The sequence below is a fragment of the Halomonas sp. A40-4 genome (assembly GCF_015767635.1).
GTDB classification, from domain to species: Bacteria; Pseudomonadota; Gammaproteobacteria; order Pseudomonadales; family Halomonadaceae; genus Vreelandella; species Vreelandella janggokensis.
Genome location: NZ_CP065230.1, coordinates 344,709 through 357,927, shown reverse-complemented (window position 1 = coordinate 357,927; position 13,219 = coordinate 344,709). Strand labels below are relative to the sequence as shown.

The 13,219-nt window shown below is 57.7% G+C and carries 12 protein-coding genes; 8 read left to right on the top strand and 4 right to left on the bottom strand.

The window, feature by feature from the left end; all coding sequences use genetic code 11:
* Positions 1 to 62 precede the first annotated feature (62 nt).
* On the bottom strand, positions 63 to 905 hold the full coding sequence (gene metF / locus IT895_RS01785; RefSeq protein ID WP_199284530.1) for a methylenetetrahydrofolate reductase [NAD(P)H]: 843 nt from the start codon (positions 903 to 905) through the stop codon (positions 63 to 65).
* Between the two features lie 144 nt (positions 906 to 1,049).
* On the opposite strand from metF, the gene IT895_RS01780 reads away from it, so the two are divergent.
* On the top strand, positions 1,050 to 1,985 hold the full coding sequence (locus IT895_RS01780; protein WP_085917720.1) for an AEC family transporter: 936 nt from the start codon (positions 1,050 to 1,052) through the stop codon (positions 1,983 to 1,985).
* A gap of 29 nt (positions 1,986 to 2,014) precedes the next feature.
* Here the strand turns inward: IT895_RS01780 and ligB are convergent, their stop codons facing one another.
* A complete protein-coding gene (ligB, locus tag IT895_RS01775; RefSeq protein WP_233337328.1) occupies positions 2,015 to 3,688 on the bottom strand; it encodes an NAD-dependent DNA ligase LigB in 1,674 nt (557 codons plus the stop codon).
* 116 nt (positions 3,689 to 3,804) lie between these two features.
* Positions 3,805 to 5,025, bottom strand: coding sequence for a methionine adenosyltransferase (gene metK / locus IT895_RS01770; protein WP_085917719.1), 1,221 nt, complete (start codon positions 5,023 to 5,025; stop codon positions 3,805 to 3,807).
* 230 nt (positions 5,026 to 5,255) lie between these two features.
* Here metK and tkt point away from each other — a divergent pair, with 230 nt between their 5' ends.
* The 6 genes from tkt to fba all read left to right on the top strand — a co-directional run bounded on the left by tkt (position 5,256) and on the right by fba (position 11,837).
* On the top strand, positions 5,256 to 7,271 hold the full coding sequence (gene tkt, locus IT895_RS01765) for a transketolase (protein WP_199284529.1): 2,016 nt from the start codon (positions 5,256 to 5,258) through the stop codon (positions 7,269 to 7,271).
* A 16-nt stretch (positions 7,272 to 7,287) separates the two neighbouring features.
* On the top strand, positions 7,288 to 7,638 hold the full coding sequence (locus tag IT895_RS01760) for a CidA/LrgA family protein (protein WP_085917717.1): 351 nt from the start codon (positions 7,288 to 7,290) through the stop codon (positions 7,636 to 7,638).
* Positions 7,628 to 8,344, top strand: coding sequence for an LrgB family protein (locus tag IT895_RS01755; protein WP_199284528.1), 717 nt, complete (start codon positions 7,628 to 7,630; stop codon positions 8,342 to 8,344). Before IT895_RS01760 ends, IT895_RS01755 begins: the two co-directional genes overlap by 11 nt.
* Before the next feature lie 86 nt (positions 8,345 to 8,430).
* The gene (locus IT895_RS01750; RefSeq protein WP_199284527.1) at positions 8,431 to 9,471 is read left to right on the top strand and encodes a type I glyceraldehyde-3-phosphate dehydrogenase; all 1,041 of its coding nucleotides are present in this window, start codon (positions 8,431 to 8,433) and stop codon (positions 9,469 to 9,471) included.
* A gap of 54 nt (positions 9,472 to 9,525) precedes the next feature.
* Positions 9,526 to 10,695: a phosphoglycerate kinase gene (locus IT895_RS01745; RefSeq protein ID WP_199284526.1), complete on the top strand. Its 1,170-nt coding sequence runs from the start codon at positions 9,526 to 9,528 to the stop codon at positions 10,693 to 10,695.
* Between the two features lie 77 nt (positions 10,696 to 10,772).
* Complete coding sequence (gene fba, locus IT895_RS01740; protein ID WP_199284525.1) at positions 10,773 to 11,837, top strand: class II fructose-bisphosphate aldolase; 1,065 nt, start codon at positions 10,773 to 10,775, stop codon at positions 11,835 to 11,837.
* An 87-nt stretch (positions 11,838 to 11,924) separates the two neighbouring features.
* Here fba and IT895_RS01735 read toward each other — a convergent pair whose 3' ends face one another.
* Complete coding sequence (locus IT895_RS01735) at positions 11,925 to 12,245, bottom strand: hypothetical protein (RefSeq protein WP_199284524.1); 321 nt, start codon at positions 12,243 to 12,245, stop codon at positions 11,925 to 11,927.
* Positions 12,246 to 12,516: 271 nt separating this feature from the next.
* Between IT895_RS01735 and IT895_RS01730 the strand changes: the two genes are divergently transcribed.
* Complete coding sequence (locus IT895_RS01730) at positions 12,517 to 13,215, top strand: HAD-IA family hydrolase (protein ID WP_085917711.1); 699 nt, start codon at positions 12,517 to 12,519, stop codon at positions 13,213 to 13,215.
* The last annotated feature ends 4 nt before the right edge of the window (positions 13,216 to 13,219 follow it).

The following is a 13,219-nucleotide window of genomic DNA, read 5'->3' as shown; positions in this document are numbered from 1 at the left end:
CTAAAAAACCCCGCTCAAAGTTAACTGAGCGGGGTTTTTGTATTTCGGGTTCATCTATCGGCCTAGCCGCTCAGGTTATCAACAACCTTCAACACCGGCTTGGACTGATTAAGGGTATAGAAGTGCAAGCCCGGTGCCCCGCCATCCAGCAAACGCTGGCAGAGTCGACTGACGACATCGGTGCCAAAATCGGCAATGGCTTCGCTGTCGTCGCCGTAGGATTCCAGCTGCTTGCGAATCCAGCGGGGGATTTCCGCGCCACAGGCGTCGGAAAAGCGCGCCAGCTTGGTGTAGTTGGTAATCGGCATGATGCCCGGAATAATCGGCTGCTCAACGCCCAATGCGCGGGCTTTATCAACAAAGTGGAAATAGGCATCCGCGGTAAAGAAGTATTGGGTAATCGCCATGTTGGCTCCCGCCTTCATTTTACGCGCAAAGTTTTCCACATCCCTGTCTAGATTCGGGGCCTGTGGATGAGATTCTGGATACGCAGCAACGGCAATATCAAAATGATCGCCTGTTTCATCGCGAATGAACTCGACCAGCTCATTGGCGTAGCGCAGCTCACCGATGCTGGCCATACCGGATGGCATGTCGCCACGCAGGGCCACCAGGCTGTCGACGCCTTCTTCTCGGTACTGGGTCAACAGATCGCGCAGTTGGGCTTTTTCGCTCCCAATACAGGACAGGTGCGGGGCAGTCGTAACACCGCTCTGACTCACCTTGCGAACAATCTCACGAGTACGCGCCTGAGTCGAACCACCGGCACCGTAGGTAACCGAGAAAAACCGCGGATTGCGGGCGGCCAGTTCATCGCGTGTCTGGATTAGCTTGTCGCGCCCGGCATCAGTGCCCGGAGGAAAGAATTCAAAGCTAATACCTAGCGGATGCTCGTGGCGGCTCATGGGATTTCCTCATAATGTGACAATAGTCATGATATTTTGGGGTATTCTCGCTGTTCCGTTGCGCTGAGGCTAATGAAAGATTCCACGCTCGGCCTTTAATTCGGCTCATGTTGATCAGTGACTACTCTTATTACCGGAGGGTAAATGGACCTTACACCTGGGGCATTGGTTGGGCCGCTACTCATGTTACTCGGCTATGTGGGGTTAGGCTGGCTAGCCGCCCAACGGCTCAAGCTCGACCCTCGCCCGATTGCCACGCTGCTAGTTTATCTGATCGCTCCCTTTACCATTTTTCGCGCGCTGATGAACGGCGGTCCAACGCCTGACTACTTACTACTCACATTAGCGCTGTTCATTGTCGCGAGCCTGATGGCACTGTTGGTACAACGCGTCACGCGCCACCGCTTTGGCGAACAGGAAGCCGCCCTGCTGGCATTTTCCTCGGGAACCGGCAATACCGGCTACTTTGGCTTGCCGATTGCGTTGATATTGCTACCCCCCGAGGGCGTTACCCTTTACCTGTTCTGCATGCTGGGGATTAATATCTATGAATTTACCGTGGGCTTTTACCTCAGCGCCCGCGGTCGCTTTTCGATACGCGAGAGCTTGATCAAGATTTCTCGTTTACCGCTTATCTACGCTTTCCTGTTAGCGTTACTGCTTAGCGCCCTTGAGATCAACGTCCCCGCCACGGTCATGAGTTCCCTGCAAGTGTTCCCCGCCACCTACACGTTGCTGGGGATGATGATTATCGGCATGACCCTAAGCCAAGTGACGCTTGCCGCCTGGGATACGCGCTTTGTCGCTTCCTGCTTGGGACTGCGCTACCTGATGTGGCCATTGGTCATGCTAGCGGCCGTTTTAATACTGCAGTGGGTGGCGCCACTTTCCACGGAACTGGCCTTGGCACTGTTGTTAATGGGCGTGGTACCCATGGCCGCCAATGTCGTGGTGGTGGCCATGGAACTGGGCATCCAGCCCCAAAAAGGCGCCTTAGCAGTGCTGGTCACGACACTGCTTGCGCCGCTGCTAATTCCGCTCTATCTCGGTTTAATGCTACGCATGACGGGGCTGGGGTAGACGCTTTAATCCGCCGACCACCCAATGGGTTAAAAACCCTCAACCCCTATTTCGTTTAACTGCGCTGCCATCTGCTGCACGTCGGGATGGCTAAAGAACGCCACCAGCGCTTCGGCACGCACCGGGCCAACACCCGGCTGGGCCTGCCACTCGGAAGGCGTCAGGCCCGCCAGGATAGACCAGTCGCCCAAGCGAGCACTACCGCCGGGCGGCATCCCCAGCGCTTCAAGCCAAGTGGCGTAAGGGGCGAAGCGCGCGGCTTGAAACTGCTCCATCAACGAAGCGGCGGTAGTATTGCCAATACCGTAAGCCTGCTCAAGCTCGGCTGGCTCAAGGCTCAGCCAGCCCAATAAGCGGGTGACCACGCCCGCCTCCATCAGCGCTTGCCAGGTCCCCTCACCAATCCCTTGCATCTTCAACTGATCGCCAAGGTAAGTGAGCCGCGACAGCAGCTGGCTTTCGCAGCCGGGGGTTAACTCAAAACAGCTCAGCGGGTGAAAGCGCTGCGGTGATGGCGGCGTGAGCGGTGAACGCTCCTGGGTATGCCATACCACCTCGGTCATCTGTGGAATCGTCAGTCCGCCCAGGGTGACCGCCACCTGGTCGCCGGGGCGAACATCCAGTGATTCCCAGCGCTCCAGGGAGCCTAATGAAACACGGCTAATGCGCCGCCCTTCCAACAGTACTGGATTGAGCCATACCAGCGGCGTCACTTGCCCGGTGCGCCCGACGCGAAACTCAATGCCGCGCACTTCTGCCAGCGCCTGCTTAGCGGGGTATTTCCAGGCCACCGCCCACTCCGGTGGCGACGATGACCAGCGGCGTACGCCGGGGCGCTCGGCCTGCTTGAGGACGACGCCGTCAGTGGCAAACGGTAACGGCCCGTTAAACCATTTATCCCGCCAATAAGCCGCATCACGGCGATCATCAAGTCGGTGGGTATAGTCGGCAGTATCAAACCCTAAAGCACTTAGCTGTGCGAGACGATCAGCCATATTCTCGGGGCCATCAGGCCACCCCCAGATAAACAGTCCCACTTGCTCTCGGGTTTGCGGCGTCGGCGCTTGCTGGGCCATCGCGCCGGCGACATTCCCCCGCGCCCCCGTGGCAGGGTTTCGTGATTGGACATGATCCATCAAACGCCAATACAGCTCGCCCTGCAGAACGCCGGAAAGCGGCGTGGATAACCTATTGGGCACAGCAGGCAACTCACGGACACGGGCCGTCCAATCCTGGCCGCGCTCGCCATCACCACGACTCACCGCTTCTACCAGTTCCCCCTCCTGGTAGCGTAACGTGACCGCCACACCATCGACCTTGGGTTGTATCCAAAGGTTATTCCGGCGGCTGCTAAAGCGTTTCACCCCTTCGCTATCGGTTTTTTCAAGGCCGGTTTGCGCGTAAGGATGAGCGCGAGTGTCGCGGGTACTGGTGATGCGGGTCAACGGTTGGTGACTGGGAACCTTACCCAGGCACCTCTGCCATTCAGCCAAACGTGCCACGGCTTGATCGTAGAGCGCGTCGTCAATCAACGATACGCCCTGATCATGGTAGGCACGATCCCAAACGGCTACCTGCGCCGACAGCGCCCGGCTCTCGCGTGTCAGCCGTTCAGTGCTCCAGCCGGGACACTCGTTTGCCTGCACCGTTAGGGAGACGGCCATCAGCCACCCCACCAGCCATCCCTGCCTATAGCGTTTCATCACCACCAGCCTCCGCCAATTGTCCATTAATGACGTTAGCCTAGCGCACTGCGCATAAAAAACGTCCCCGGCATGCGCCAAAGGGACGTTTTCTTACAACACAGCGAGCAAATATCTTACAAAGCTGCTGCCTGACGGAGCGTATCGGCCTTGTCGGTGCGCTCCCAAGGGAAGGCGATGAACGTCTCTTGTTGGGTATGGCCTTTATCATCGACCCAATGGTAGCTGTGCTCAAACGGCTCGCGGCCAAAGTGTCCGTATGCGGCGGTCAGCTGGTACATCGGATGAAGCAGGTCGAGCATTCGGGTAATCGCGAAAGGACGCAGATCAAAATGCTCACGCACCAGTTTGACGATCTGGGCATCACTCACCTTGCCGGTACCGAAGGTATCGATGGACACGGAGGTCGGCTCGGCCACGCCGATCGCGTAGGAAATCTGGATTTCACACTTGTCGGCGAGGCCCGCCGCCACGATGTTTTTGGCCACATAGCGACCGGCATAAGCCGCGCTGCGATCAACCTTGGACGGATCCTTGCCCGAGAAGGCACCGCCGCCGTGGCGTGCCATGCCGCCGTAGGTATCGACAATGATCTTGCGGCCGGTCAAGCCACAGTCGCCCACCGGGCCGCCAATCACGAATTTACCGGTGGGGTTGATGTGGTATTGGGTATCATCATCGAGCCATTCAGCGGGGATCACCTGTTCAATAATTTCCCGCTTGACCATTTTACGCAGGTCTTGCTGGTCGATATCCGGATCGTGCTGGGTGGAAAGCACCACGGCATCGACGCCGCAGGGTTGGCCTTCTTCATTATAGCGGAAGGTCACCTGGCTCTTGGCATCCGGGCGCAACCATGGCAGCAGGCCGTTCTTGCGCAGCTCCGCCTGGCGCTCCACCAGACGATGCGAGTAATGGATCGGCGCCGGCATGAAGGAGTCGGTCTCGTTGGTGGCGTAGCCAAACATCAACCCCTGATCGCCCGCGCCCTGATCTTCCGGCTTGCTACGATCAACGCCCTGGGCAATATCGACGCTCTGTTTACCGATCAGATTGACCACGCCACAGGTGGCGCCATCGAAGCCCACATCCGATGAGGTATAGCCAATCTCAGTAATCACTTCACGTACCAGGGTCTCAAGGTCCACCCAGGCATTCGTGCTGATTTCACCGGCGATGATCGCGACACCGGTCTTGACCATGGTTTCACAGGCAACGCGCGCCTGCTTGTCACGGGCAATAATGGCATCCAGCACCGCATCGGAAATCTGGTCGGCAATTTTATCAGGATGACCTTCGGAGACGGACTCGGAGGTAAACAGGGAATATTCGCTCATCGCGCACTCTACCCTCGGTGTGACGGCGGCAAGTCACCGCAGCATCAGCAGGAAATCATGGCAGGAAGTTGCCCTGCCCACCTATTAAAGAAGCAACACTGCGCTTCGGGGGCCAAAGTTTACACGCTGTTGGAAGTTCTTCCCAGAACGAGCCCATAGAATTTGCCGACGCCCGGGAAGTCAGCGACAATAGCGCTTTATTATTCACGTTTTCAAGCGAGGAGCACCCCATGCCGTCCCGTTTTGAGCTGGCCAATGCCATTCGCGCCCTTTCCATGGATGCCGTCCAGAAGGCCAAGTCCGGCCATCCGGGCGCGCCCATGGGGATGGCGGATATTGCCGAAGTGCTGTGGAATGACCACCTCAAGCACAACCCCGAAGACCCGAAATGGGCCGATCGTGATCGGTTCGTGCTGTCCAACGGACACGGCTCCATGCTGCTCTATTCGCTGCTGCACCTGACCGGTTATGAGCTCAGCCTGGAACAACTGCAGAATTTCCGCCAGTTGCACTCGCCGACCGCCGGGCACCCGGAATACGGCTACGCACCGGGCATTGAAACCACCACTGGCCCGTTGGGGCAGGGCTTTGCCAACGCCGTGGGCTTTGCCATCGCCGAAAAAACCCTGGCGGCGCAGTTCAACCGCCCTGGCCACACCATCGTCGACCACCACACCTGGTGCTTCCTGGGTGACGGCTGCCTGATGGAGGGCATTTCCCACGAAGCGGCGTCGCTGGCGGGCACCCAGCAGCTCGGCAAACTGATTGCGGTGTATGACGATAACGGCATCTCCATCGACGGCGAAGTGAAAGGCTGGTTTACCGACGATACGGCGAAACGTTTTGAGGCGTACGGCTGGCACGTGGTGCCGACGGTTGACGGCCACAACCCGGACGAGGTCAACGCGGCCATTGAACTGGCCAAAAGCCACGATGACAAACCCAGCCTGATTATCTGCAAAACCATCATCGGCTTTGGTGCCCCTAACAAGCAGGGCAAGGAAGAAGCCCATGGGGCGGCATTGGGGGATGACGAAGTGGCGGCCGCCCGCGAGCAACTGGGCTGGCCCCATGCACCCTTCCATGTTCCAGAGCCAATCTATTCAGCCTGGGATGCCCGCGAAGCCGGCCGCGCGCACCAGCAGGCATGGAATGCCCGGTTTGACCGCTATGCGGAGGCGTTCCCCGCCGAAGCACGCGAGTTCCAGCGCCGTATGAAGGCGCAGCTGCCTGCGGAGCTGCCCACCGAAGCGCTGCTTGAGCAAGCCCAGGAAAAGGGCGACAGCATTGCCTCACGCAAGGCCTCCTTTGAAACGTTGAACGTAATTGGCCCGCAGATGCCGGAGCTATTGGGCGGCAGTGCCGACCTGGCCCCATCGAACCTGACGTTCTGGAACGGCGCCAAAGCGATCACGCCGGAAGACGCCAGTGGCAACTACCTGCACTATGGCGTGCGCGAGTTTGGCATGGGCGCGGTCATGAACGGGATTGGCCTGCACGGCGGCTTTGTGCCGTTCGGGGCGACCTTCCTGATTTTCATGGAGTACATGCGTAATTCAGTGCGCATGGCATCGCTGATGGGGCAACAGGCGATTTACGTCTTCACCCATGACTCCATCGGCCTTGGCGAAGATGGCCCGACCCACCAACCGATCGAGCAGCTGACCAGCCTGCGCACCACGCCCAACCTGAACACCTGGCGCCCTTGCGATGCGGTGGAAACCGTGGCGGCCTGGGACGCCGCCCTCAAACGCCACTCCGGCCCCACCGCGCTGGTTCTCTCGCGTCAGGGCCTGCCCCATCAGCAGCGCACCAAGGCACAGCTGGCGTCGATTCAAAACGGGGCGTACGTGCTTAAAGACCCTGTTCTCAAGGACAGTGAAGGCACGCCCGTAACGCCCGAGCTGATTCTGATTGCCACCGGCTCAGAAGTGTCGTTGGCGATGGACGCCGCCGCTGAGCTCGAGCAGCAGGGCAGGGCCGTCCGTGTGGTGTCCATGCCCTCGGCCTACCGTTTTAACGGCCAGGATGCCGAATACCGTGAAAGCGTACTGCCCAAGGCGGTCACCAAGCGTATCGCCATCGAAGCCGGGCATGCGGACTACTGGTACAAGTACGTGGGCCTGGATGGCCGGGTGATCGGCATGACCACCTACGGAGAATCGGCCCCGGCGGGCGACCTATTCAAGCATTTCGGTTTTACCGTCGAAAACGTCGTCAAACAGGCCAATGAGCTACTCGGATAAGCAAGCGAGGTAGGCCATGCCAGCGTTGAGTGGCCTGTTATGGCTGATTGGCTACTGGTTGCTCGGAGAAGTGGTTATCCACTTTTCCGGCTTGCCCATCTCGTCAGGCGTGGTGGGCATGCTGCTGATGTGCGCCACTCTGGTAGTCATCGGCCGCGTACCATCCAGTATCGCAGCCGCGGCTCAGCCGCTGATTGGTCTGCTCGCCATGCTCATCATGCCCGGTGTTGTGGGCGTCTTCTTTATTCTCGATGAACTGGCGGGCCAGTGGCTTGCCATCCTGGCGGCGCTGCTACTCGGAACGCTGCTAAGTGTCATTACCACACTCTGGTTGCTGAAACGGCTCATGGGGCATCATGCCCATTGACGTATTGGCGACGCTCACTGCGACGCCACTGTTTGCCGTCGGGCTGACAATCGCGGCGTACTTGTTGGGCAGCGAGCTCTTTAATCGCCTGAAAAAGCCCGCCTGGCTTCCCGCCATCCTGGTTGCCGCGTTACTCCTCGCCGGGGCGTTAGCGCTGATAGGCATGCCTTATGCAACCTACCGTCAGGGCGCCGATTGGCTGACGGTCCTGTTAGGACCGGCAACGGTTGCCTTGGGGATGCCGCTTTACCAACAGTTACCACGTATCCGCGCACTCTGGCGCCCGTTAGCGATATGCCTGCCGATCTCGGCAGCACTGGCAGCTTGCTATGCGTTGGGTATTGCCTGGTTAATGGGCAGCTCCGGTCAGATATTGGCCTCCATCGCCGCCAAATCCGTCACTGCGCCGATCGCCATTGGCATTACCGAACAGTTGGGTGGCAACGTGGCTCTATTGATGGGGGCCTTACTGATGACGGGGGTCGTCACCATTCCGTTTGTCAGCCTTTGCGCAAGGGTTTTACACATCGACGACGAACGCATTATCGGCTTTGCACTGGGTCTGAATGGTCATGCGATTGGCACCGTGCGAGCCTTTGAGCTAAGCCCCACCGCCGGCGCCTTTGCCTCATTGGGAATGAGTCTGACCGGCATTTTTACCGCGCTATTGCTACCACTGGCCTGGGAGTTGGTAGGTGTGGGCTAAGCATCGCCAGCTGAAATACGTTATCATCGCGTCTACTTTCATGCCCACCGTGGCCCCTGCTCCACTTTCAAGAGCCGCTTCGCGACATGGCTAATTCCAAAAGGTATCGCATCGCCATTAATGGCTACGGACGCATTGGCCAATGCATCCTGCGCGCGCTGGTTGAGCGAGGCCACCCCGATATTGAAGTGGTGGCAATCAACGAGCTTTCCGACCTGGCGACCATTACCTATCTCACCCGTTACGATACCACTCACGGCCGTTTTCCAGGTGAGGTGGATAACGATGGCGAAGCGCTGCTGATTAACGGGGAGCGCATTCATGTCCTCTGCGAACAAGATCCACGGTCACTTCCCTGGGCCGCTCTGGATATTGATCTGGTACTGGAGTGCTCGGGCAGCTTCAAGGATCGCGCCACCGCCGAGCAGCACCTTGAAGCCGGGGCCAAGCGCCTGCTGTTTTCTCAACCCGCTGAAAGCGATGTCGATGCCACCGTTGTATGGGGCATTAACCAGAACGAGCTGACACGCTCGCAGCGCATTATCTCGGCGGCGTCGTGTACCACCAATTGCCTGGTACCCTTACTGACCGTTCTGGACAACGCACTGGGACTGGAGCATGGCGTAACCACCACGATTCATTCGGCCATGAATGATCAGCCGGTCATTGACGCCTACCATCAGACCGATCTGCGCCTGACGCGTTCAGCGATGCAATCCATCGTACCGGTGGACACCGGCTTGGCGTTGGGCATCAGCCGCTTGATGCCGCGTCTTGCCGGTCGTTTTGAGTGCCTGCATATGCGCGTCCCCACCATTAACGTATCCGCCATGGATGCAGCGCTGACGGTGCACCAGGACACCGATGCCGACCAGGTGAATGCACTGCTACGGGAAGCCAGCCAACAGCAATTGGCGGGGGTATTAGGCTATACCGAAGCCCCCATGGCCTCGATCGATTTTAATCACGACCCGCGCTCTGGCATCCTAGACGCCACACAGACACGGGTGGCCGGTAAACGCCTGGTCAAGCTGCTGTGCTGGTTTGATAACGAATGGGGGTTTGCCAATCGCATGCTGGACATCACCCAACGCTTGGCCACACTGGCGGAAGGCAGCACACGCTGACTCGCAGGGCTCCACCATGACTTTTCACCCGCTTGAACACGAGGAAATACTCGCATGAACGTGCAAAAAATGACCGACCTGTCCTTGAAAGGACAGCGCGTACTGATTCGTGAAGACCTCAACGTACCGATCAAGCACGGGCGTGTGTCCAGCGATGCACGTCTTCGTGCGGCGCTTCCGACGATCCAGGCAGCTGCCAAGGCCGGTGCCAAAGTCCTGCTGATGAGCCACCTGGGCCGCCCGACGGAAGGCGAGTCAGCCGACGAATTTTCACTGGCACCCGTCGCTGCACACCTGGGTGAATTGCTGGGCCACCCTGTTAAACTGATTACCGACTATCTTGATCGTGCACCGACATTGGCCGACGGCGACGTTGCGCTGCTGGAAAACGTGCGCTTCAACACTGGCGAGAAGAAGGACGATGAGCACCTTGCCAAACAGTATGCCAGCCTGTGCGATATCTTCGTGATGGATGCCTTCGGCACCGCCCACCGTGCGCAGGCGTCGACCCATGGCGTTGCGCGCTTTGCCCCGACGGCCTGTGCAGGCCCTCTGATCGCCCAGGAACTTGATGCGCTGGAAAAGGCCCTGGCTCATCCCGCTCGCCCCATGGCGGCGATTGTTGGTGGCTCCAAAGTGTCGACCAAACTAGACGTGCTGACCGCGCTTTCCGACAAGTGCGACCAACTGATTGTTGGCGGCGGCATCGCCAATACGTTCATTGCCGCCGCAGGCTACAATGTCGGCAAATCGCTTCATGAAGCGGATTTAATCGGCCAGGCAAAAGCGCTGATGGAAAAAGTCACTATACCGCTACCCACTGATGTGGTGGTGGCGACCGAATTCTCCGAATCTGCCGACGCGGTGGTCAAGCCGGTAGATCAGGTTGGCGATGACGAAATGATCCTGGACATCGGGCCCGATACTGCTGCGCATCTGGCCAGCCTGTTGAAAAACGCCGGCACCATTTTATGGAATGGCCCGGTTGGTGTGTTTGAAATTGATCAGTTTGGCAAAGGCACCGAGGTGATCGCCCACGCCATTGCCGCAAGCAGCGCTTTCTCAATCGCCGGTGGTGGAGATACCTTGGCGGCCATCGATAAATACGCCATTGAAGATCATGTATCCTACATCTCAACTGGCGGTGGTGCGTTTCTTGAATACGTCGAAGGCAAACAGTTACCTGCCGTCGCTGCGCTCGAAGCCGCCGCCCAACGCGGATAACCGTTAACATTTCAGCGGGCGCTCGCTGCGCCCGTTGACTCCGATACCAGCATTAACCTCACAGATAAGGTGACTCAATGGCTCTGATCAGCATGCGCCAAATGCTAGACCATGCCGCCGAATACGGCTACGGCGTCCCGGCGTTCAACGTTAATAACCTGGAACAGATGCGCGCCATTATGGAAGCCGCCGATGCGACCGACTCACCGGTCATCGTGCAAGCGTCCGCCGGTGCCCGTAAGTATGCGGGCGCCCCATTTCTGCGCCACTTGATTCTGGCGGCTGTTGAAGAGTTCCCGCATATTCCGGTGGCCATGCACCAGGATCATGGGACCAGCCCGGCCGTTTGCCAACGCTCTATCCAGCTCGGCTTCTCATCCGTCATGATGGATGGTTCACTGGGCGAAGACGGCAAGACCCCCACAGATTACGCGTACAACGTTGATGTGACGCGCCGCGCCGTCGACATGGCGCATGCCTGCGGCGTTTCCGTCGAGGGCGAACTGGGCTGCCTGGGCAGTCTGGAAACCGGTATGGCCGGTGAAGAAGACGGTATCGGTGCCGAAGGCAAGCTCGACATGGAGCAACTGCTCACCGACCCGGAAGAAGCGGCTGAGTTTGTCAAAGCTACCCATGTGGATGCGCTTGCGATTGCCATTGGCACCAGCCACGGTGCTTACAAGTTCACCAAGCCACCCACGGGTGACACGCTATCGATCCAGCGCATCAAGGAAATCCATGCGCGCATCCCTGACACGCATCTGGTCATGCACGGTTCATCGTCTGTGCCCCAGGAATGGCTCGATGTCATCAACCAATATGGCGGCGAGATTCCCGAAACCTACGGGGTGCCTGTCGAAGAAATTGTGGAAGGCATCAAGCATGGCGTGCGCAAGGTGAACGTGGATACCGACTTACGTTTGGCATCTACCGGGGCAGTGCGTCGCTTCTTGGCTGAAAATCCGTCTGAATTTGATCCGCGCAAATTCCTCAAAGAAACCGTCTCGGCCATGCGCGAGCTTTGCATTGCGCGTTATGAAGCCTTTGGTACGGCAGGTAATGCCAGCAAGATAAACCCCATCAGCCTGGAAGACATGTATCAGCGCTACGAGCGTGGCGAACTGGCCCCCAAGGTAAAGTAACGCCAACAGCATCATGTCTGGCAGTAGCCACCAAAAAAGACGGCCAACTTGGCCGTCTTTTTAATGGACACTTATTGAATGGAGTACTTACTCTTCGTCTTCGGAGTCGCTTTCGCTGTCATCACTTTCTCCGTTATCCGCATTCGCATCGCCAGAGCCGCCAGTACCCGCTGAGGTTTCTTCATCTTCTGCCGCTTCTTCCTCAGCACCATTGTTCTCGGCGTCAGAGGTATCGCTGCTACGGTCTTCAGCGTCCCGCTTAACGGCACCTGCTTTAATACCATATTCTTCCTCGAGCGCTGCATCGTCGAGAGGCTCATGCTCATGTTCGTCAGCGGTTGCCGCACTAGTGGCGGCCAGCATGGCGGCAGCAAACGCCAACGGCATGATCCAGGGGGTTAGTCGCATCGTCACGGTCTCCTTATTGTGGTAGTACAGCTTAGCACGTCATTTCGTGCCTCGCGCCTTAACTATAAACCGTAAAAATGCCGCTCAATAAACGGTCAAATTTGGCATGCTAGTCACACGTTTTTGGTCAATCTGAATCAGCTCAACCGGTCAGGCAAGCAAAAAATTACAGAACACTGTTCACAAATACGCTAAAATCTCGTTCAATGGTCTTATGATTAATTTTTCTGTTTGTCACTGCAGCTGCTGAGTCTCTGCTAGGAAATCTCCCATGCCGCTTCCCCTGTTATTATTTGATTGCGATGGCACCTTGGTTGATAGTGAGCCTCTTCTTGCCGAAGAGATGTCGACAGGGCTGAATAGTGTGGGACTTCCTTTCTTACCGTCTGACTATTTGGGTGAATTTAGAGGCTCGCGCTTTCGTAATATCGTTGCCCAGCTACAGTTACGCCATGGCAATGTCTGCAATGATCAGTTGAACAGCATGGAAAACGCCATGCGTGCCAACCTGGCTAAACGGCTCGCCAATGAACTCACCACGATTCCCGGCGCGAAAGAAGCCCTTGAGCGGTTATCCGCTTACCCGAGTGCAGTGGTCTCTAACGGCCCCGAAGGCAAAATTCGCACTGCGCTCAAGGCAACAGGGCTCGATGGCTATTTCGCGGAACGCCTTTTCAGTGGCTATACCGCCAACTGCTGGAAACCAGAACCCTGTTTACATCTCTATGCCGCGAGTATCATGGGATTCAACGCAGCTAACTGTATCGCCATTGATGATGCGTTAGTCGGCGTACGGGCTGCCCTTGAAGCTGGCATGAAGGTCATTCATTTGAATCGCTTTCCCGACGCTGAAACCACGCCGGAAAATGCCATCATGATCAGCAACATGTTTCAGCTACCTGCCGTGGTCAGGCAGTTAAGCCAGGAAATGAGCGAGGCAGCCGAGCCTTATTACTCTGAAGGAAAATAACGCG